Raw genomic sequence first — 22422 nt, forward strand, 5'->3', positions numbered from 1 at the left:
TCAAGACTGCATTTGTTGTTGTGCTTTGGCAATTGCCTTGCGGATCATTTGTGCTTCTTGCGATTGCTCTGGAGCTAACTTTAATAAATGTTGCCAATAATTAATTGCTTGCTGGTAATCATGTGTCATATAAGCATCCATTGCTAACATCGCCAGAGCATCAGGCTGATCCGGATTTTTTTGCAATAGCTCTTTGAACAGGCTTCTGATAGGTTCATCAAATTGCTGCTGATTAAGTTGCCAAAGACTTTGTGCATAGTTCACAGTAGTAGCCTCATCTGCAGGATTTAATTGGTGTGCTTTCGCAAAGGCATCACGCGCCTGAATCCATTGTTCTTGACTCGTATATAATCGGCCTAGCAAATACCAGCCTCGCGCGCTCTCTGGTTCAACCTGCAAGCGGGCCTTCAATTTCTCAATAATTTGTCCAGGGCTTTTTATCGACTGAAGAACAGCCTGCACTTGTTTTTGCTTTTCTTGTTGATTTAGAAAATGCTGCCACTCAGCCATTGCGCCCCAATACCAATAAGCAGCGGTAGTAGCCAGCATTGTCAGTGGTATTAACAAAAAAAACACCCTTTTTGACTGACGAAAAGGATATAAAATTACAGGAATTGCTAGTAATACTAGCAGAATAAGACAGGTCAATAACCACCATTTACTCATGTGAACTTCGCTTTAGACAAGTACGCCAAAAAATAAACAAACCCACACACAAAAAAAGAGCGGGGCCAAACCACAATAGCGCCGTTAACGGTTTTACTGGTGGCTTAAATAAAATAAAATCACCATAGCGAGCAGTTAAATAATCAATAATTTCGCTATCAGCCTTCCCTTCCTTGACTAAATTATACACTTGCTCACGTAAATCTTTAGCAAGGCTCGCATTGGAGTCGGCCAAATCTTGGTTTTGACAAACCAGGCAACGTAATTCTTTTAATAAATATGAAAACTGGGCCTCTTGTTTAGCCGTATCAAGGGGATAAAAGGAATTTGCCATCAGTATTGTCGGTACTACCCACATGCCAACTACAAGCAAGCAAGTTCTAAAGCTTCTCATGCTTCCTCCAGCAATAATTTCATTTGCGGTAAAAATTCTGCACTCCAAGCTTTTTCATCCAAAATACCAACATGTCTATAACGAATTACCCCTTTTTTATCAATTAAAAATGTTTCCGGAGCACCGTAAACACCTAGATCAATAGCAAGTTTTCCCTCATGGTCCTCTCCAATAGCACGGTAAGGATTACCCCATTCATTTAGCCAGCGTTTTGCATTGTTCGTATCATCTTTGTAATTTAAACCGTAAATGGGGACACCTTCACGTGAAAGTCTCATCAAAAAAACTTGCTCTTCAACGCAAGCTGAGCACCAGCTCGCCCACACATTGAGCAAAACCACCTGCCCGCGAAAGATTTCAGGAGTCAATAATTGTTCATTTCCCAATGTCGTTAATTGAAAGTCCGGAAGTAATTTACCAATTTGCGCAGAGGGCAAGGTTTGCGGCTCAAGCGATAAGCCCCGCCAGAGAAAAACCACCAGTGCAGCAAAAATTATCAATGGAAATAATCGCCAGAATTTCATGCAGTAACCTCAGGTGTAATACTAGCAGTTTGACGTCTTTGGTAATAACGTCTATCGCTTAAAGCAAATAATCCTCCTGCCAAAATCATAAAGCCTCCCCCCCATATCCAGCGAATAAAGGGTTTATAATAGAGGCGAACTGACCAGGCTTTGTCATCTAATGGCTCGCCTAATGCTATATAAATATCCCTAAAGGGACTAACATCAATTGCTGACTCAGTCATTGCCATCTGCCCAACATTATAAATTCTTTTCTCCGGGTAGATGACTGTTATTTTATTGCCATGTTGAACTTCAAAACGAGCTTGCGTACCGTGGTAGTTTGGGCCTTTTAAAGTGGATTCATTTATAAATTTCACTTCATAACTGGCAAGTTGTGCTTTATCACCAGGTGCCATTTTTATATCGTCCTGAATGCCGTAATTACTTGAAATGCAGATGCCAATGACCGTCACCGCCACACCGCAATGAGCAATTATCATTCCCCAAAAACCTTGTCCCAAACTTAAAATCCCACGTTGTCTGGCACGAAGCATAATTAATTTCAAAGTACTAAAGATGACCCAAAAAGCCAGAATTAATCCTAATAAAGCAGAAAGATTAATTACCTTGGTCAAACTGCATAAAAGAGCTAGGGAGCAAAGTACGCTTGCCACTAATACACTGCGCAATCGCAGCGTTATTTTGTGTAAACTATCTTGTTGCCAATTTAAATGAATTCCCACGCCCATCAAAATTAGTAATGGGATCATTAAAGGAATAAAAACAGAATTGAAATACGGAGCGCCAACAGATAATTTTCCAAGGCCAAGTCCGTCAATCAGCAGTGGATATACAGTTCCCATTAATACTGTAAGCATCATGACTGCCAGAAAAACATTGTTCAAGAGTAATGCACTTTCTCGAGAAAGTACGGAGGGATTATCACGTTTTTGTAGGGTCTGTGCTCTTGTGGCAAACAAGAGTAAGGAGCCCCCTATAACCATGAATAAGAAACACAAAATAAATAAGCCACGTTTTGGATCTACGGCAAAAGCATGCACGGATGTCAGAACACCTGAGCGAACTAAGAACGTGCCAATAAGACTAAGTGAGAACGCTGTAATCGCCAAGAGAAGAGTCCAGGCTTTAAATTGGTGTCTTTGCTCACTAACAGCAAGCGAGTGTAGCAGTGCTGTCCCAACAAGCCAAGGCATAAATGAAGCATTCTCCACCGGATCCCAAAACCACCAACCTCCCCAGCCCAACTCACGATAAGCCCACCAACTTCCCAGAGTAATACCAGCTGTCAAACAACACCACGCAGCTAAAGTCCAGGGTCTTGTCCACTTTGCCCACGTAGTTTCCACTCGACCGACCCAAAGCGCTGCAATGGCAAATGCAAAAGCCACTGAAAAGCCAACATAGCCCATATAGAGCATGGGAGGATGAAATAAAAAGCCCGGATCCTGCAGTAAGGGATTTAAATCCCGACCTTGTGTTTGCAATAATTGAAATTGCCGTGCGAATGGATTAGATGTTGATAGTAGAAAAAGAATAAACCCTATACTCACCCAACCAAGAACTACCAATACACGAGCACGCATGGCCTTGTCGAGTGTTGAGCTGAAAAAACTGACAGCAAGCATCCATAAACTTAAAATGGCAACCCACAATAGCATTGAGCCCTCATGCCCACCCCATACTGCACACACTTTATAAAACCAAGGCAAAGAGACACTAGAGTTAGTTAAGACGTAAATAACACTAAAGTCATCACGTAAAAAACAAAGCGTAAGAGAAATATAAGCAAGAGCAATAAAAATAAATTGACCACAAGCATACAAAGGAGCGGAAGCTATCCACTGTATGTTATTACGCCACAAACCAAAGATTGGAATAACTGCCAGCAATACAGCAAAAACCAAACCTAATATCAAAGAAAATAAACCAATCTCAGCAATCATGCGTTTCTCTTTTCATCTTGTGATACCGCTTTAGCCAAGGCATCTTTTACTTCTGGAGGCATATAATTGGCATCGTGTTTTGCGAGTACTTCTGTAGCCACAAAATGATGGTTATCAGTCAATTTACCCAGTGCAACAATACCCTGCTCCTCACGAAAAAGATCTGGCAAAATCCCGCGATAGTTAACAGTCACAGTCTGTTTAAAATCTGTTAATTTAAATTCTACAGATAAATCATTAGTTGCGCGCATAATACTATTCTTTACAACCATCCCTCCTAAACGGATGTTATGCTCTTTAGGGGCTTCTCCGCTTACAATTTGGGTAGGTGTGTAAAATAAACTAATATTTTGTCTTAAAGTATATAAAACCAGACCTGTCACTACTCCTAAAACAGAGACAATAAACAACAATAAAAAAATTTTACGCTGACGTATGGGGTTCATTCTTGTCTCTTAAACCATTGCTGCAATTTCTTAATAGTTCGCAAATGCTGCGACTTGATGCCCAGTATATGCATTACCAAAACAGCACAAACCAATCCATATGCAGGCCATACGTAAATAGCATATCCGCCCATACTCCACCATTGGGTCAATTGACTCATACTTCTCCCCTCTCGAACATAGCCTTCACCCATTGTTGCCTACGCTCACGTAGTAAAAGCTCATTTCTGGCCTTGTGAAGAATAATCCAAAGGCAATAAAGCATAAAACCAATTAGAGTCAACAATAATGGATATAACATGGGAGTGGCAATTTTTGGTTTTGCAAATACCGATAAGGTTGATCCTTGATGCAGCGTATTCCACCAATAGACTGAATAATGAATGATCGGTAAATCAATTAAACCAACTAAAGTAAGCACAGCCGCGACTTTATCGCCTTGCTCCTTGTCCTGGAAAGAATTTTTAACAGCTAAAATAGCCAAATATAAAAAGAGTAAAATCAGCTCTGAGGTCAATCGAGCATCCCAAATCCACCAAGTGCCCCACATGGGTTTACCCCAAATACTGCCTGTAACTAACGCAAGAAACGCCATGGAAGCACCAAGTTGGGCAGCCAGTCCCAGTATTAAACCTGCCATTTTAATGCGCCAAACGAGTAAAAGAATTGCTAGAAATCCCATCCAGCTATATAGCGCCATGGATAAAAAAGCACTGGGTACATGGACATAAATAATGCGAAAGGCATCGCCTTGCTGATAATCAGGAGGGGCAAAAACCAACCCCCAAATCATCCCCAAAACTAAAAACACCCATGCACTGACACCTAGCCAACTAAGCCACGTCTTAGTGCGCTGATAAAATGTTTTAGGTGAAGCCATTTGGTATAGAAATTTCCACATAACAAAGTTAAATTCATCTAATGAGTATTAGGCTGTCTTTTCCAAGTCCAATGAACAATCATTACTTCGTTCTGAACGACAACCAGACGTTATAAAAAAACCGCGATTTTATCATAATATTAGTCAGCAAGGCTAATTCGAATAACCGTAGCAATAGCAAAAGGTAAAAAGGCTGTCGCTAAAACTGATATTGCAGCCAATAATGTCAGGTAGCCAGCAACCGGAAATCCATGCATTACGGCGGTCAAGCTGCCACTACCAAAAATCATAATAGGTACAGTTAAAGGTAATAAAACTAATGCCATCAATACTCCCTTTCCAGCACTAAAAGCAGCAGCAAGCCCACATAAAAAAAGGATAGCTGGAGTTCCTGCAATAAGACTGATAATTAAGACAGCTGTTTCATAAGGAGTTAGGTTAAATAATAAGGCTAATAAAGGGCAAAAAATCAACATAGGCAGCAAGTTCAGCAGCCAATGGACGAACAATTTAGCACTGACAATAAGACTCAAGGGGTAACCAGAAATCAACCATTGCTCTATTACACCATCTTCATGATCTTGCTGAAAAAGTCCTGCTGAAGACAACAACATTGCTAATAACATCGCTATCCAAACTACTCCGGGAGCAATAACACGCATCGTTGAGGCTTCAGGGGGCATAGTTAATGGAAAAAAGACTGTTACCATTAAAAAGAACAATACGGAATGAAGCAAGAGCCGTGGCTGGCGAAGATGAAGCAATGCCTCTCGCTGAAACTGTCGCTTGAAAAGAATCGTTAGATTGACCATATCTATATCCACTTTGGCAAATGAATTATAACGAGATATGTCTGAATCATAGACAATACTCCAGACAATCTATTTTACTTGAAGGTAAATTTTGATGGGATGTCAAAATAATCTGCCCCCCCTGGTAAAGATGATTTTCAAGAGTCTGCATAAATCGGTTAATTGCCTCTTTATCCAAGGCAACTAAAGGCTCATCCAATAGCCATAAACGCGCATTAGTCATTACTATACGTAATAACCCCACACGGCGACGTTGTCCCGCAGATAGATGAGCACTAATTTCATCGCGTAAGCCGTGCAAACCAAAATCTTTAAGTAGTGCGCTCAGATCAATATCCCGGCGTCCCCAATGCATGTCAAAAAAGCAATTTTCCTCTACGGTCAATAAAGGGTTGATGCCAGTTCTATGTCCCACATAGCAAAGTTGTTGCTGATACGCGGTGAGATTATTCATTATCGGTTGTCCCTCATAATGAATTTCACCCTCTAAAGGATTTAAAAGACCTGCCAATAACCTAAGTAAAGTCGTTTTCCCGGCACCATTACTACCTCGTAAATGCAATAATTGCCCTGCTTTTAACGTAAATGTCACTTGACTAAGCAAAGGTTTATCTTGGTAGTCAAAACCAAGGGCACGGATTTCAAGCATAAAAAGTAGCTAAAATTAAAAGAGGCAGACTATCTACAATTGGCATTTCTGGCAAGAGAATTTCCTTATAACTCAATCAAAAATGGGTTTTATGAATTGCTAGACTTATCTTTTTCAAGACTATCTCTCCAAGCCATTTCTTCAGACTCAGTTAGGAAAATTTCTTTATCCGTTCTTTTTGTATTTAGATTTTCTCTATCGCCCATATGTTTTGAACCTGCTAAATTACTTGGCTTAGCTTGAATTTTATTTATTTTCTCCACTGCCTGTGGCTGAGGGTTTTGATATATTTTCATGACCAGTCCTTTTTTAAACACTCATACATTAAGTATAGTTATTACAATATTAGTGTCTTTGCCTTTCTTTAACATGGTGTTTTTCTTTCTTGGTAACTCAAATTAATACAGATTAGTTCTAGAAGCGCTTTATTTTCACTGGAAAAAACTTGCACCATAGTGCGGTCATAGCGATAATCGTTTCTTTTCATTAGCTAAGGTAGATGATGGCGTTCTTATCTGAATATGGTTTATTTCTATTAAAAGCATTGACTCTAGTAATCGCCGTATTATTAACTTTTGCCGGTATTGCTGCTTTAAGTCGTAAGCCCAAATCCAAACTGGAAATAACCTCGCTCAATAAACAATATGAAGAAACTAAACAACGAATGTCTCATGATGTAAAAAATCATAAACCTGAAAAGAAGAAGAAAAAAAGCAAAGATGAAAAATCATCGCTTTATGTAATCGACTTTCATGGCGATATAAAAGCAAGTGAAGCAGAGCAACTTCGGGAGGCAGTTACCGCAATTCTTGCTATTGCTGAGCCCAAAGATGAGATTGTTGTACGTTTAGAAAGCCCAGGAGGAGCAGTCAATGCCTATGGCCTCGCTGCTTCGCAATTACAACGAATACGCGATAAAAATATTCCACTTACTGTGTGTATCGATAAAATGGCTGCAAGCGGTGGTTATTTAATGGCCTGTGTTGCTAATACAATAATTGCAGCGCCTTTTGCGATCATTGGTTCCATTGGTGTTGTCGCACAATTACCCAATTTTCATCGTTGGTTGAAAAAAAATGATATTGATGTTGAGTTGTTAACCGCTGGCGAATTTAAGCGTACTTTGACTATTTTTGGCGAAAACACTGAAAAAGGCCGTGAAAAATTCCAGGAAGATATAGAAAAGATTCATCAAGCGTTTAGAGCTTATGTATTAGCCAATCGCCCTCAATTGGACATTGATAAAGTTGCGACTGGCGAACATTGGCTGGCAAAAGAAGCGTTCGAATTAAAACTTGTCGATAAACTAATAACTAGTGATGATTATCTTACAGAAAAAATGACTGATTTTAATGCTTTCAAAATCGCAGTTCATGGTAAAAAATCTCTGGCAGAAAAAATGCTCAAACCAGTTATGAAATTAGTGCATCCCTGGGCTTAATTTCCGCAAGCCGGGTTAGCTTGTCTTCACCCGGCGCCACACCCCATCTGTACAGCCCATTAATCTGCATAACAAACGTATAAACTGTGTTTTTTATTGACACTTTTATGGGTATTCAGTATGATATAGCCACTCAAATTTTGGGATAACTCATCATGCGTCCAGTCAAAATTGTTATTTATGATCAAACACAGATTCAATCCTGGGAAAACGAATTACCCACCCTAAAAAAAGCAATTGATACAGCCTCACAAACAGTGCTAAGAGAAAAACAAACGTTAGAACCGCTTAATCTTCGTCTGTTGACTCTTGATAATGAGATAAATTCTATACAACTACAAATTTTGACTATACAAAGCGAATTAGAGAGACGTCACCATCACCATCATCATGAACATAATGGTCATCACCATAGTCACCCCTCACATAATCATGGTAATATTTTTGAGGGCTTTGCTGACGCAGTTTCAGAACTTAACTTACTACAATTACAAAATCAGCTAAATGTAGTAAAAATACAACGCGGTGAATTGAAAAAAACTATTCAATCTCATCTTGATGAAATTAAACGGGCTGAATCAATCATTGGCGAAACCAGCTCAAAGATAGCGTGGACGGAGGATCACATTAAAGCAGGCAAACAATTTTTAGAAACATTGACCAATAATCCTGCTGAGCTAGTAGAACAGTTACATGAAAAAATACTAAAAACATTTGAAAAATATAGCAATACTCATCCGGCAGGTGTTTCACCACAAGTTCGTTTTTGCCTGTTAAATATTCAAGCTAAACTTGCAGGACTACTTACACCGCCTACATTTGAACTGATTACTCCTTCACCGATTCAAGTAAACCAAATTTACTATCTTCGTCTTTGCGCATTTCTTTGGGACATGTATTATCGTGTAGAGCGAGGAGATAACGATTATCCGTTCAGCGATTTACTGGCCAATCTACTTAAAGCAACACATATACTTGAGAATGGCGATTTGCCAGACCATTTACAAACAGGGCAGTCAGCAAATGTTCACTTCAGTCAAGTAAAAAATAACAATCCATATTTTCAAGATTTAACTGATTACGAATTACTAGCGTATGAAAAACAAATTTTCGACCAAGAAATTTCTCATACGAAAACCAGACTATATCGGCAAAATGCACTTCAGATTCATATCGGCAAAGCAGTAAGCTTAATTGAATTAGAAATTGCAAACAAAAAATCAAAAAAGGAACCCGTCGATTATCATTTTTATACACAGGTCATTCGTGACTTTAACAAAATTCTCTTTCAGGGTTCTGATCCAAGTTTAGTTGATCATTTAGCATTACTTGCTGAGCATGCTTCAGGTTCTTCTTCACTTGGTAAAAAAATCGGCGGTGCGTTGCTTGTTGTCGCAGGACTACTACTTATTGCAGCAAGTGTTGTAGGATTAGTCGCGACATTTGGCAGCAGCGCATTTCTTAGTGCTTTTGGTCTAGCGCTTGCTCTTAGTCTGCTCTCAACATCGACAATTGCTGGTACTGGTCTAACTTTTTTTGGTGGGCGTACGTTTAAAGGTGGCATGCAACAAGGTTTGTCTAAAGAACTACATAATATTCATGATGATTTGCAAAATCCAGAGGTAGCACATACCCAACCACAATACGGCTAGTTTCTGATTAAGGCGTGTACTCAATTGCTTATGAAGCAGAAATTTGAATAATCTGCAGCTGGAGAATTAATTGAGGACACTCCTCCTAACTTCATACTTGATTATTTGTTAAAAAGGACTAAAGTCGAGGTATAATTACTATTAATAATCGCTAATTAATCAATATGGAGTAAATCATGAGTGACTTTAAATCAAAGCTTCCTGATTTTAAGGAAATTACATCAATAGCCGGTAAACTTTTTAAAGATGTTAAAAAAAGCGTCTCAGAAATTATTGACGATTATAAAAAGAAACGCGAGCAGCCTGATACGGGGGATGTGGTAAGTTCCAGCCCTAAAAAAGCTAAAACTGAAGAAGAAGTCGCTGTAGCTGCAAAAAAAACAACTGAGACCGGGGAAGAAGAAGTTACCACTGTTGCTACAGCCAAGAAAAGCAAAACGGCCAAACCTCAATCAGAAGCTTCTGAGACTCAAGATTCTGATCAACAAGAGTAGCCAATAGACCTCTTTCAAAGCTCTACTGCCTTAGGTTATTGCATTTAAGTGATAAGGTGCCCGGATTCTCATGTTACTCCGTGTACAACGTGGCCATGCAGCACATCGCTGTACTTTTCTGCTGCCAAGTTTTAAAGAGGTCCAATATCACTAACTATGCACGATCAGGACGGGTCAAACCATATTTACGCATTTTTTCAACTAAAGTAGTACGTCGCATGTTAAGATAATTAGCTGCATGGGCCACCACCCAATCAGATTCGTTCAATGCTTGGCTAATAAGCGCAAGCTCTGTCTTTACTAAATGTTCCTTTAAATCGATTCCATCACTAGTAATTGCGTCTGGACTTAATATTTCCAATAGAGTTTCCCGTTCGCTATTCAAAACTCCTTGTATTAACAACTTGCTATCTTTTCTAAAACGTCTGGGCAAATCCTCGAAATCTACAATCCCATTAGGAAACAAAATGGATAAGCGCTCAACAAGATTGGCTAGCTCTCGTACATTTCCCGGCCAGCTATAGCAACTCAACGCATCTAGAGCCGCAGGCATAAGACGAACACCAGGCCTGTTTTCGCCTTCAATACGAGAGACAAGTTCGTTTAACAACAAAGGCAAATCTTCACGCCTGGCACGTAAAGGAGGCATATCAATAGGAAAAACATTTAAACGATAAAATAAGTCCTCTCGAAATGTCCCTTCACTAATTGCCTCCTCCAGATTACGATGAGTAGCAGCAATAATCCTAACGTTAACATCAATGCTCTTGTTGCTGCCGACCCGTTCAAAACAGCGCTCTTGTAATACACGCAATAATTTGACTTGCATTGCTAAAGGCATATCCCCTATTTCATCAAGAAATAAAGTTCCACCATTTGCTAATTCAAACCGTCCCTGGCGAGCGGTAATCGCACCAGTAAACGCTCCTTTCTCATGTCCAAACAACTCACTTTCTAACAATTCCGCCGGAATAGCTCCACAATTAATAGGAATAAACGGCTTATTATGTCGTGATGAAAAAGCATGAATATTCCTTGCTACAACTTCCTTACCTGTACCTGATTCACCAAGAATTAATACACTCGCTTCAGTATCTGCAACCTGAGCAATCAATTTACGAACTTGGCGGATAGAATCACTGTTACCTACCAAACTACGAAATAAAGGCGTACGCTTTTTGTTGTATTTTTCAGCCAATAGTGTTTCATTAGCAATCTGGCATTTATGCAAAGCTTCGAGCATTTGAGCATACGTAAAAGGAAAACAGAGATTTGCAAGCACATTACTTACAGAATAATGAGTTTCAGGAAAAGGTGAATCGATAAGGATGATCGGCAATTGTGGCACTATCGTCCTCACATCATTGAGGAACTCAAAGGTATTTTCATAAGATTCTTGCGCCCCAACTACAATTGAATGAACATTCTTAAAAGAGAAAGTTTGCCAATTCAAATAATTAGCTTGAATACAAGTTTCGCCAACAAAATTTAAAATCGTGGTGAGCTTATGAGAACGTTCTTTATTATCATCAATAATGAAAATAGTTTCATTGCGACTCATAGCTCTATCCCTACATCCAGCTTGCCTAATCTGAGTATTGGTTACCAACCAATATACTGTCAAATAAATGACGATTTATTTTATCAGTGTCATAAATAACAAGTCCTAGCGATTGCAGTCAATAGACTCAAAAGCATTACACAACACCCCAAAACATAATTTTTGATTGCCAATTGCTTTAGTAGCCGCAATATGTTTTTGAATAGAGAATCGACGAACATCCAGATAACCCATGCGACGACAAAATGAAAACGCTGCCTTACGTCCGCAACCGCGATGACCATCATAGCACCAATCAACACGATAATTATTAAAACGAGGGTAGACAAAGCGTCTTAAGCGATAATGATAAGCCTTAGGGGGATTATGAGACATGTTTGATACACAACGGATGGTTTTAAACCCATTGCAATGCCAACCTTTACATCTTAAATTGCAGAATAAATAATTCGTTAAACCCACATTATTATCGATAATCTGCTGGTCCGCTCGCTCATAACCCATGAGCCGACAATAGCGATTGGCGACCACAGATCCACACTTACCATCTAACATGCAATAATTTAAACGTTCACCATGGTATTTCGGCATCCAAAAATTTCTATAGAAATCATTACTGCGCGCTCCCATACTCAAATTACTCAAGAGCAAGCAAGCTATAGTCACCAAACCCATTCGTGAAAAAAAAGTCATTATTACAATCCGTTAGCAGCTTTTATGACATGTTAGCCTATGCCCGACAGCAAAAAAAGAGGCAAAACTCCCCTTCGATAATTTTTTGACAGACCGCTGATCATTTAGGTCTAATTCACAACGAACTATTGTCAACTAATAGCTCAATTCAACGTTTTGTTCCCCTAATAGATCGCCAAGAATCATTAACAAATTATCAGTTGGCGTCACTCGCCACTGCTGACCCAAATTTAAAGCAGCAGTGGCGGTTTGACTTGCATAACGAATCTGCACGACACATTCACCCTGATGAGCTTTTAATATGGATTGCAGTGAAGAAATCACCTCATTATCTTTAGGCGATAAGGCAAGGGCAATACATTTGGCAAATCGCGTACGTGCATCTTCAATACTGTAAAGTTGATTAGCAGTCATCTTAACGCCACCACTATACTCATCGGGTGCGATTTCCCCTTCAACAACAAGCATTTGCCCCACTTGTATGTTTGTTTGTTGAGCTTCATAGACCTCGGAAAAAACCACAACATCCAATTTATTAGTGGCATCTTCAACGCCAATAATTGTCAATTTTTTTCCTCGCTTAGTCATGACCCTTCGTAATGTTGTGACCAAACCACATATGCATGTTTTTTTTAAAACACTGGGATTAAGTCTGGCAATAGGAGTAACAAAGGCTTTGAACTCTTGAGAGTACTGCTTTGCTGGATGTCCAGTAATATAAAGTCCTAGCGTTTCTTTTTCACCATTTAGCCGCATTGTGTCTGGCCATGGTTTGCATTCGACATAATCTTCTTGATTAACCGTTTCTTCCAATATTGAAAACAAATCCGTCTGGCCACTATTTTGATTTTGGTGAGTTTTATCGGCTACCTTTAAAGCTTTATCAAGCGAAGTGAATAACACGGAGCGCTCTATACCCCAACAATCCATTGCACCACTTTTGATTAAAGCCTCCAACACTCGACGATTTACTTTACGCAAATCCATTCTTTGACAAAAACTAAATAAACCCGAATAAACCCCTCCACTTATTCTTTCTTCCACGATGTAGTTAATTGCCGTTTCCCCTACCCCTTTGATCGCCCCCAAACCGTAGAGAATTGTTTTGTCATCAGCTACAGTAAATTGGTAATGGGACTGGTTAATTGCGGGCGGTAAAACATTTAATTGCATTTGCACGCATTCATCTATAAAGGTGACTACTTTATCAGTATTATCCATATCCGAAGACATGACCGCGGCCATAAATGCAGCTGGAAAATGTGCCTTTAACCAAGCCGTTTGATAAGCAACTAGTGCATAAGCCGCAGAGTGAGATTTATTAAATCCATAGCCAGCAAACTTCTCCATTAAGTCAAAAATATGCGTAGCAACCTGTTCATCAACACCACGTGCTGTCGCACCTTCAGTAAAAATGACTCGTTGTTTGGCCATTTCCTCAGGCTTTTTCTTACCCATGGCTCGTCGCAATAAGTCCGCTCCCCCGAGCGTATAATTTGCTAAAACCTGGGCGATTTGCATCACTTGTTCTTGGTAAAGAATAACCCCATAGGTAGGCTTTAAAATAGGTTCCAAGTCTGGATGGGGATACTCAACCTTAGCACGCCCATGTTTTCTGTCAATAAAGTCATCTACCATCCCTGATTGGAGAGGACCTGGTCTAAAAAGAGCAACCAATGCAATTATATCTTCAAAACAATCTGGCTGGAGGCGATGAATTAACTCTTTCATGCCACGGGATTCCAGCTGGAAAACTGCTGTAGTTTGGCAAGCCATTAATAGCTCAAAACTTTTTTTATCGTCTGTAGGAATGAGAGAGATATCAATTGGCAGCTCGCCTTGGGCAACCCTTTGTTTATTGATAATTGCCAAAGCCCAATCAATGATGGTTAACGTTCGCAGTCCCAAGAAGTCAAACTTCACTAAACCTGCAGCCTCTACATCATCTTTGTCAAATTGACTAACTAATTGGGTCGAACCTTGTTCACAATAAATTGCAGTAAAATCAGTTAATTTTGAAGGTGCAATCACTACGCCACCAGCATGTTTACCTGCATTTCGAGTAATACCTTCAAGTTTTAATGCTAAATCAATTAACTCTTTGACTTCCTCTTCGTCTTGATAACGTCGTTTTAATTCTTCTTCATCCTCGAGCGCTTTGTTCAAAGTCATTCCTATTTCAAAAGGAATTAATTTCGCTATCTTATCGACAAAACCATAAGGATGACCCAGAACCCGCCCCACATCGCGTACCACTGCCTTTGCAGCCATCGTACCGAAAGTAATAATTTGTGAAACACTTTGTCGTCCATATTTCTCAGCAACATATTCAATAACCCTATCTCGCCCCTCCATGCAAAAATCAATATCGAAGTCAGGCATCGAAACCCGCTCAGGATTTAAGAAACGCTCGAATAGCAATTCATAGAGTAGTGGATCCAAGTCGGTTATTTTTAATGCGTAAGCAACCAAAGAACCTGCTCCAGAACCTCTTCCAGGACCGACTGGGACACCATTTTGTTTTGCCCACTGAATAAAATCTGCCACGATAAGGAAATAACCGGGAAACCCCATGGTATTAATTACGTCTAACTCAACCTGCAGTCTTTTATCATAAGGAGAGCGTAAACTTGTTATAGTCTCTGGAGATTGATCACGAAAAATTTGCTGTAGACGTTCTTCAAGACCCTGCTTGGATAACTCTGAAAGATAACCTTCTACTGTAGACCCTTCTGGAATAGGGAAATTAGGCAAATAATTATTGCCTAAATCAAGTTTAACGGTACATCGTTTGGCTATTTCAACCGTATTTTCCAGGGCTTGCGGTAAATCTTTAAATAGCTCAATCATCTCTTGCGCGGAGCGAAGGTATTGTTGTGGGCTGTATAGCTGGTTTCGTCTGGGATCCGCCAAAGTGTAGCCTTCGTGAATGCACACTCGCGCTTCATGTGCTTCATAATCTTCTTTTTGGAGAAAACGCACATCGTTAGTGGCAACTAAAGGTAAATTTAGCTCCTCCGCCAAACGTACCACGCGTTCATTATATTCGATCTCATCAACTCGCCCTGTTCTTTGTATTTCCAAATAAAAACGATTAGGAAAAATATCCATAAAGGATTTAGCCAATGCATAAGCACTTGTTTCATCATTTGCTAGTAAGGCCTTCCCTATGGCACCGAATCGTCCTCCTGATAAGGCAATTAACCCTTCTGCATGTTCATTAATCCAATGAGATTGAATTCTTGGTTGGCCTTGGTATTGGCCTTCCTGATAAGCCTTGGACACCAAACAGGTTAAATTTCGATACCCTATTTCATTTTGGCATAATAGAACAAGCGAGGTAACCTGTTCAGGGTTAGCGGGATCATAGCAAGGTAAATCACTTCCTAAAATCGGTTTAATACCTGCTTCCAATGCTGCCTTGAAAACTTTCACCGCAGCAAAGAGATTGCAATAGTCAGTAATTGCTATTGCATTCATACCCTTATTAGCAAGTGACTTCATAAGCGGCTTGATACGCACTAAACCGTCTACCATGGAAAACTCTGTGTGTACCCGCAAATGAACAAAACGCGCTTGCATAATGTGAAAACTTTTACTCAAGAGAATGAGTGAACTGTACCGAAGTCAGTTGTTGAGAGCAAGTACGAAATTGGTGACTTTTCTATAAAAAAGCAGCTATGCTCAAGTAGCCTGGCTGCAGCGAACTTAAATAAAAAATCATCTATTTTGGCTCTGTACTTTATTGATTTGTCATTTATTTACAAGTCTATATCCCCTACTCTAGAATAATTTTTAAGAATCAGGTCTAAATTTAGGGACATGAAAAATTGAGGAAAAAAAACTACTACTCTTGGGTGATAAATTACTCAAGGCTGGCTGCAATGCGGTTGATAAAATTGCCCAACCTCTATTTGATCATTTGATTTAACGTTCTTTTCATATAAATTATCAATTAATGATAATTTTATTTTTCTAACCAATAATTATGCCTGGCTTAAAAATTGTATCAATAAAAACTACGTAGAATATCTTTCTTCCATGTAACCGGAACACGATGCCATTCTCTGGGATGCGATTACCAAAGACAGTACTGTTATGCCAGTGTTTGAAGATACCCGACTAAACTTCAATATCGATCATGGATTTACCATTATTAAAAGCAATGAAACACAAGAAGAGCATTTTAATTTTGCAACCACCCGAAACAACTATCAAATAAATGACTTTTACTTGCATCATCAGGAAATTCTGGAACGCTTTATCCTTTATTTTAAAGATAAAGCTCAAAAAATTATTGATATTGCCTGACGCATGCAATCAGCTTGAAAGAACTTGGTTTAATTAAAAACTCGCTTGCAAAGAAGAGTTTTATAGAGAAATCGATTACTTCATAGAAAACACACAGATTAAAACCATCCACCTCTCAGCGAGTGGCAAAAATCTTGATGTAAACTATACCTTAGCTCATACAGGTTATTATTTCCTGCAAGGATTAAGCTATAAACAAATAGCAAATCAGATAATTGAAGGTAATTATAGATCTGTAAGCCATCGCATTACCGCCAAGTACTTATTACTCACTCCCATCTTCTTATTTGCGTTTTGTATATGAAAATTTACCGTTCGTTGCGAAATGCCCAATAGTTTAGCTATCGCATCAATTCGCATATTTTGTGCGGTCAACTTAAGACATTGTTGTTCACGTTTGGTTAATTTCACTGCGAACTTTGAATCCTCTAACAAGAATTGTCTCAGATAATGGAAATAGCATTGGCTTATTGCCAACCAAGCATATTGCTTCTCTTGCCAGTGATCCAAACCCGTTTCGTGAATGCGTTGGTGCAAAACCAGGACAACAAAGTCACCATTTGGCCCATGCAAAGGAATGCATAATCCTTGATGAATGCCAAAATCTTTGGATTCTTGGCGCATACGTAGCTCACGCTTATTCTTGGCACTCGTAAGTTGACAGTCTATATCCCAAAAAATTGGCATCAGCCCCTGCTCCATCGACTCAAGAGTTCTATCAATATCCGCATAATTTTCTCCGAGATAATGCTCATGCCAAGCTCGAAGTTGAGGTGTTACCCAATCGTAAACCAACTTATTACCACTTTTGGTATGTTGCTTATAGTACGTAAAGGCAAGACTTGTGATTCCTTGGCCATAAAAATAGCTTATTACAAGTTGATTTAAATGCTCTATTGACTTTGCAGAAACAAATTTTGAGCAAATTTCATGCATTTTTTTATCCATAACCTGTTATTAAAGACAGGTTTTCAACCCATGTTGTCCTGTTATTATACATATAATTTAATTTATATTCATTGCCACTTGTAAATCCTTAAGACCGCCCAGGCGATGAAAAAATGTGAATGCAGGAGAAAACATGCGAAAACTAACAACAATGATTTTACTGCTGCCTGGAACAGCTATCAGTGCAACAATGACTAATAATATTCATGGGGTGGGACCTAATGGTTCAGTTAAACCCTATATTTGCATTCAAAATGAATCAGGAAATGTCACTTTAAAACTAGCCCCTGGACAATCCGGTGATGCAAATAAAGCCTCAGGAAATCCTTATTATGCTGGAGCAACCTTGCGATATGATGGTTGTGAATCATCTAACAGTTATCTTGGTTATGTTGGCTTTAATATCAGTAACTCTGGTAATAATTCAATCAGCAGCTACTCTGCCCCTACGGGCGTTCATGTTATTTACGAAAAACCAAGCATCAGCAGTCAAGGTCTTGTGGGTGGAGCAATTACTTACACGCCGATCGAAACAAATACACAATTCTCCCCGGCTAAAACACCTAAATCATGGCAGTTTGCTGGCTTTAATTTGTCAGGCTTGGAATTTGGCAAAGTCATTGATCCTATAGTCATACCCAACCTTTCAATCAAAGATAGTGCTAGCGGTAATTCAGACTTAAAAGACACGCAATCACTGATTAATATAGGTATGAATACCGTGCGTATCCCGATAAGCTGGGGCTATGTACAGTTGGATGGAGCTGGCAAAGGAACTTTAAATCTTGCTTACTACAACAATTTTATAAAGCCTCTCCTGCAAACGCTTACTCAAGCAAAAGTTCATACGATTGTCGACCTACACGCCTATATGCGATATTCCAAATTTGGTGAACAATATTCCGGCTGTGGCCAATCAGGCCCCTGCCCCGACGGCACATTAAATTTGGACGAAAAAGCTTATGAGTCAGTTTGGGGACAATTAGCCACCCTAATGCAAAACGATCCAGCCGTTAATAAAGACTACTTATTATTGGATTTAATGAATGAGCCTGTGGATGTTCCTGGCGAGAAAGTATTTACTATTCAATCCTCTATCATCAAGCTATTACGTGGCCAAAAATTTACTGGCTATATCCTGATTGAAGGTAATAGCTGGTCAGGACTTCATTCCTGGACAACTCACCAATGGAACGGTAAAGATGGTCAACGTTATAGCAATGCAGATTTATTTAGTCGCGATAATTTTGCTAAAGCAGGCATAACTGACCTGTCAAAAATACTGATTAATGTTCATCAGTATCTCGATAGCAATTATAGCGGTACCCATGATAATTGTTTGCAGGATTTAACGACCACTGGTGCTAATGGCTTTAATTTGAATGCTTTTATCGATTATTTGCAAGAAAATCGCCTAAAAGCCATCATTACTGAATTTGGTACCGGCAGAAATGCCAGTAGTTGTAGTTCTCCCTTACGTCAGTTTTTACAATACTTACAGGATAATTCCGCTCAAGGTAAAGATTATGGTTTTGCCGGCTGGACAATTTGGTCAACAGGTCATGGATGGGGAGATTATAATTTACGGGTAAAACCAAATTCTTATCAGATAAATATTATCAAGGAATTTTTATAAGTTCTAATCCATGCTAAGAGCAACCTTAGCATGGATTCATTTTATCAAACCTTATGGGCTTGCTCTAAGGACTCTTCCTCCACTGCTTGTTTAGTCTTCTCACTGCCCTGAACCAAAGTTCCTAAGCGCGCTTTATAATTCATGGTACTTTCTTTCCCACAAGTTTTTTTAATAAAATCTTCCTCAATATCTTTAGCGATATAAACCGTATTATCCTTCTGAAATAGCTTCGTTTTATTTTTGTACCCCATAGCATCGCTAAAAGCGCGAGCCTCCTCCGGGGTATTAAAAGTCAATTGCATCGAATAATCGACGACCCCGCGGGTATCCTGCCGTATAGCAGTATCTCTATACTCAATATATGGCGTTTTCGATATTGGTTTTTCAGAGGCAGTCTGTGCTTTTTCTTTGCAGATATTCTGCAATTCGTTTAATTTGGGGCGAGGCAATTTATCATGATTCGGTGAGCTAATTTTTGGTGGACTCATATCTGCCTTCATTATTTTAGCAAATGCTTGCGCAGTAAGATAAACCTCTCCCTCCTTCTGAAATAATTGCTTTCTATCATTGACAGCTATTAAATTTGTAAATTGTCTCGCCTGATTAGCATCACGAAAAGTGAGCTTAGTCATATAAGGTTGTGATTCTTTATCACGATAAGTAACATTAAAATTACCAGTTGTCGCTGTAACATTGCTGAAAACAGGATTCGTTGCCAATTTCGATATTACTGCAGCTTGATCCAGAGCAGCTTGTTTATCTAAAGCTTCCTCTTTTTCTTTTTTATCTTTATCAAATTTTTTAATAAAAGCCTGGTCACAAACATTCATATTCGGTAATGACTGCAATTTAGTTGTTTTATCAGTTGAAATCACTGCATCTACACTAATACCACTACCATCTCTCAAGAATGCACTGTTGTCTTCGCTATGCTCGTAAGCAAGATTACTGTTCAGTGTCCCAAGTTCGGTTGGTAAGGCTGACTTACCCGCATTCATATCTCCGCCAACCACAACTTCAACACCGTGGTTATCCTCAAGAGCACTAATCTCCTTCATTAACTCTTTTAAATTGACACGAGGACAGCGCGTTGATTTCTCGCTTTCAGCATGAACATCCACTAATACACGTTTTTTACCATCCTCTCCTGTCACTAGGCCAATTAATACTTGTCCTTGAGGTGGAGTGGTCCCTTCATATTTTTTTTGTAATTTAGCCACATCATCCTGTAACTTTTTCTCCTCAAGACTGAAGCTAGCTGTAGGGTCAGCATTCCCCTTACGATAGAAAATCAGGTTACCAAACTCATGAGTACCATTTTTGGCATACTTCATCCCTAGCTCTTGTTTAGGATCTAAATACTTCTCAATTGCCGCAATAAACTTATCTTGCTCACCATGAGGTAGCTCTTGTAGCATCCCATTGTCAATGACACCTTCATTCATCTTTTGCGCAATCGCATAAGCTTCCATTTCCAGCCCTTTGGACAACTCATTAGGTGATTTACCTACCCCATTATCTTTATCAAGATTCCAGATAAGTGTTTTGCCAAAAAGAGATGGGTGATGATCTGAATGGAGCTCTTGATCTTGCGTTACAGTAGACTGATCTTTCGTAATCCTAGTAGTTATTGACTTAGCCATTCCTTCAACCTAAATAATTACACTGAGTTTAATTATAATCACTTTTTGAGTACGAAAAGGTTAGTCTTTATGATTTTTTAACAAAAAAACCTCTCTTCAGCCTATTTTTCTTTGCCCTAAAAAACCAATCCCCAAAATTTCTGGTTTAACTATAATAAAATTGTACAAATATTGTTCTTACTAAATTGTAGTCCAATACTACTCGCATTTATAGGATCTGCTGTCATGATGAAAGTAATAAATCTGATGACCGATCTACATTATAAAAATGTCTCTGAAAAGGGGGTCTGTGCAGGATTAACATTAATGTGGGTGCAAGCCTGGTTAAGTGGTCCAGAGGAAGAAACTAAATTTTTTAATCGGTTAAATACAATTATCAACTCAAATAAGAGTAACAAAGATTTAATCAAAGAAATCGAAGCCGTTAGAAAAAAGATTAAAGCAGGTATACCCACCAAGAAGTTAACCACTCAAGAATATGATTTATTGGAAATCATTGCTTTCCTTGATGGTATTCAACTTTACCAAAAACCTTCAAAATATTCGGGATTCTTACTCGATCAACATTTAACCCAAGTAGACATTGAAACCATATCAATGATCACCGCTTCGGACATAATAAAAAATCGGGGCAATTTAAAAAAAATATTTAGTGAGCCAGGAGCCTACGATAAACAAGAATTAGAAGCCTACTTGGATGATCTTTGTGATATCATTGCTGATGAATATGATAAATTGGCCATTTCAATTAGCTCTGGTCAACACCGTTTTGGACTTCGCTTTGATAAACCTTCCAATCAATGGATTATGGTTGAGCAGACACTTTTGGGAGAGAAGATTGAGCATTATAAATTTGATACTGCAGACCTAGCTTCTTTCATAAAGGGAGTTTTCTCTACAAACGATAACATTATTTTTAATATTGATATTTTTGCAACGAATAACCAACTCCCCTCCAACACTGTAATAGAAAAATTAAACCAATTTAGAGAGCAACATCTAAATGAGTTTGATGAACAAAGAGCACAAAAAGAACCTTCTCATAGCAAAATGACAATAGCTCATATTGCAGCTTATTATGGGCATCTTGATTATTTGAAAAAATATAACCAACTTAAAATCCCTCTTGATAAGGCCACAAGCGAGGGATATATCCCCCTTCATTTTGCAGCAAGAAGTAATCAACTCGATGCCATGGATCTTCTTCTGCAATCGACTAGTGCTTTAGACATCGCTGCGAACGATAAAGTAACCGCAGCTTATATTGCTGCAGAAGAAAGCTTTACAGAAATGTTTTGTAAAATTATGGCCCGTGGAGCCAATATTCTTCAAACAGGGCCCGATAATAAATCAGCTCTTGATCTAGCTTTGGAGAATAAGCAAATGAGTCTGATTTTAGCCATTCTTACCAATATAGGCCATCGTGATTTAACCAAAAATCAATTAAACCAATTGCAGCGATACAGAAAGGAATTGCTACATGAATGTATCAAAGTTACTAATAATCTTGATAGAGATAATCAAACCAAATATCTAATTGATATTAGGGATAGCAATAATGCTTTGGGATTTATTTTCAATCATCATAAACCTAGTCATAATCCCTATAAATTATTTAAGCAGGCAATTAATACCAAAACTGATGAGATGATAGAAATTTCAAAAACTTTTGGGGAAATTCTTTCCACCCCAAGACTTTACTAATCGTGTCTTATTTTGCAGTTTA

The 22422-nt window shown here is 38.8% G+C and carries 21 protein-coding genes; 6 read left to right on the forward strand and 15 right to left on the reverse strand.

Going from position 1 to position 22422, the window contains the following annotated elements; genetic code table 11:
* The 10 genes from Lbru_RS09240 to Lbru_RS09285 form a co-directional block, all read right to left on the reverse strand.
* Positions 1-666: a tetratricopeptide repeat protein gene (locus Lbru_RS09240; protein WP_058441856.1), complete on the reverse strand. Its 666-nt coding sequence runs from the start codon at positions 664-666 to the stop codon at positions 1-3.
* Positions 659-1060 carry a cytochrome c-type biogenesis protein gene (locus Lbru_RS09245; protein WP_058441857.1) on the reverse strand — a complete coding sequence of 134 codons (402 nt, stop codon included), beginning with the start codon at positions 1058-1060 and terminating at the stop codon, positions 659-661. Before Lbru_RS09245 ends, Lbru_RS09240 begins: the two co-directional genes overlap by 8 nt.
* On the reverse strand, positions 1057-1584 hold the full coding sequence (locus tag Lbru_RS09250; RefSeq protein ID WP_058441858.1) for a DsbE family thiol:disulfide interchange protein: 528 nt from the start codon (positions 1582-1584) through the stop codon (positions 1057-1059). Before Lbru_RS09250 ends, Lbru_RS09245 begins: the two co-directional genes overlap by 4 nt.
* Complete coding sequence (locus tag Lbru_RS09255) at positions 1581-3530, reverse strand: heme lyase CcmF/NrfE family subunit (RefSeq protein ID WP_058441859.1); 1950 nt, start codon at positions 3528-3530, stop codon at positions 1581-1583. The genes Lbru_RS09250 and Lbru_RS09255 overlap by 4 nt, the downstream gene beginning before the upstream one ends.
* Positions 3527-3976, reverse strand: coding sequence for a cytochrome c maturation protein CcmE (ccmE, locus tag Lbru_RS09260; protein ID WP_058441860.1), 450 nt, complete (start codon positions 3974-3976; stop codon positions 3527-3529). Before ccmE ends, Lbru_RS09255 begins: the two co-directional genes overlap by 4 nt.
* The gene (ccmD, locus tag Lbru_RS09265) at positions 3973-4137 is read right to left on the reverse strand and encodes a heme exporter protein CcmD (protein WP_058441861.1); all 165 of its coding nucleotides are present in this window, start codon (positions 4135-4137) and stop codon (positions 3973-3975) included. Before ccmD ends, ccmE begins: the two co-directional genes overlap by 4 nt.
* Positions 4134-4877 carry a heme ABC transporter permease CcmC gene (ccmC, locus tag Lbru_RS09270; RefSeq protein WP_058441862.1) on the reverse strand — a complete coding sequence of 248 codons (744 nt, stop codon included), beginning with the start codon at positions 4875-4877 and terminating at the stop codon, positions 4134-4136. The genes ccmD and ccmC overlap by 4 nt, the downstream gene beginning before the upstream one ends.
* Positions 4878-4996: 119 nt before the next feature.
* The gene (ccmB, locus tag Lbru_RS09275; protein WP_058441863.1) at positions 4997-5668 is read right to left on the reverse strand and encodes a heme exporter protein CcmB; all 672 of its coding nucleotides are present in this window, start codon (positions 5666-5668) and stop codon (positions 4997-4999) included.
* A 46-nt stretch (positions 5669-5714) separates the two neighbouring features.
* Positions 5715-6317: a cytochrome c biogenesis heme-transporting ATPase CcmA gene (ccmA, locus tag Lbru_RS09280; RefSeq protein ID WP_058441864.1), complete on the reverse strand. Its 603-nt coding sequence runs from the start codon at positions 6315-6317 to the stop codon at positions 5715-5717.
* A gap of 89 nt (positions 6318-6406) precedes the next feature.
* Positions 6407-6613 (reverse strand): hypothetical protein, encoded by a 207-nt coding sequence (locus Lbru_RS09285; RefSeq protein ID WP_058441865.1) that lies wholly within the window; start codon positions 6611-6613, stop codon positions 6407-6409.
* A 206-nt stretch (positions 6614-6819) separates the two neighbouring features.
* On the opposite strand from Lbru_RS09285, the gene sohB reads away from it, so the two are divergent.
* The 3 genes from sohB (at position 6820) to Lbru_RS16595 (ending at position 9904) form a co-directional block, all read left to right on the forward strand.
* Positions 6820-7758: a protease SohB gene (sohB, locus tag Lbru_RS09290; protein ID WP_058441866.1), complete on the forward strand. Its 939-nt coding sequence runs from the start codon at positions 6820-6822 to the stop codon at positions 7756-7758.
* 155 nt (positions 7759-7913) lie between these two features.
* Complete coding sequence (locus Lbru_RS09295; protein WP_058441867.1) at positions 7914-9410, forward strand: hypothetical protein; 1497 nt, start codon at positions 7914-7916, stop codon at positions 9408-9410.
* 176 nt (positions 9411-9586) lie between these two features.
* A complete protein-coding gene (locus Lbru_RS16595) occupies positions 9587-9904 on the forward strand; it encodes a hypothetical protein (RefSeq protein ID WP_065235451.1) in 318 nt (105 codons plus the stop codon).
* 154 nt (positions 9905-10058) lie between these two features.
* Here the strand turns inward: Lbru_RS16595 and Lbru_RS09305 are convergent, their stop codons facing one another.
* From Lbru_RS09305 to dnaE, 3 genes are all read right to left on the reverse strand, one after another.
* Positions 10059-11465 (reverse strand): sigma-54 dependent transcriptional regulator, encoded by a 1407-nt coding sequence (locus Lbru_RS09305; protein ID WP_058441868.1) that lies wholly within the window; start codon positions 11463-11465, stop codon positions 10059-10061.
* Positions 11466-11570: 105 nt separating this feature from the next.
* A complete protein-coding gene (locus Lbru_RS09310; protein ID WP_058441869.1) occupies positions 11571-12158 on the reverse strand; it encodes a hypothetical protein in 588 nt (195 codons plus the stop codon).
* A 135-nt stretch (positions 12159-12293) separates the two neighbouring features.
* Entirely contained in the window at positions 12294-15740 is a 3447-nt protein-coding gene (gene dnaE / locus Lbru_RS09315; RefSeq protein ID WP_058441870.1) for a DNA polymerase III subunit alpha, read from the reverse strand.
* 516 nt (positions 15741-16256) lie between these two features.
* Here dnaE and Lbru_RS09320 point away from each other — a divergent pair.
* On the forward strand, positions 16257-16469 hold the full coding sequence (locus Lbru_RS09320; RefSeq protein WP_058441871.1) for a hypothetical protein: 213 nt from the start codon (positions 16257-16259) through the stop codon (positions 16467-16469).
* Positions 16470-16694: 225 nt separating this feature from the next.
* Here Lbru_RS09320 and Lbru_RS09325 read toward each other — a convergent pair whose 3' ends face one another.
* Positions 16695-17405, reverse strand: coding sequence for a helix-turn-helix transcriptional regulator (locus Lbru_RS09325; protein ID WP_058442218.1), 711 nt, complete (start codon positions 17403-17405; stop codon positions 16695-16697).
* 145 nt (positions 17406-17550) lie between these two features.
* Between Lbru_RS09325 and Lbru_RS09330 the strand changes: the two genes are divergently transcribed.
* Positions 17551-19053 carry a glycoside hydrolase family 5 protein gene (locus Lbru_RS09330; protein ID WP_058441872.1) on the forward strand — a complete coding sequence of 501 codons (1503 nt, stop codon included), beginning with the start codon at positions 17551-17553 and terminating at the stop codon, positions 19051-19053.
* Between the two features lie 44 nt (positions 19054-19097).
* Here Lbru_RS09330 and Lbru_RS09335 read toward each other — a convergent pair whose 3' ends face one another.
* The gene (locus Lbru_RS09335; RefSeq protein WP_058441873.1) at positions 19098-20696 is read right to left on the reverse strand and encodes a hypothetical protein; all 1599 of its coding nucleotides are present in this window, start codon (positions 20694-20696) and stop codon (positions 19098-19100) included.
* 225 nt (positions 20697-20921) lie between these two features.
* Here Lbru_RS09335 and Lbru_RS09340 point away from each other — a divergent pair, with 225 nt between their 5' ends.
* Positions 20922-22400, forward strand: coding sequence for an ankyrin repeat domain-containing protein (locus Lbru_RS09340; RefSeq protein ID WP_058441874.1), 1479 nt, complete (start codon positions 20922-20924; stop codon positions 22398-22400).
* Positions 22401-22422: the final 22 nt, after the last annotated feature.

It is taken from the genome of Legionella brunensis (assembly GCF_001467025.1).
Classification (GTDB): Bacteria; Pseudomonadota; Gammaproteobacteria; order Legionellales; family Legionellaceae; genus Tatlockia; species Tatlockia brunensis.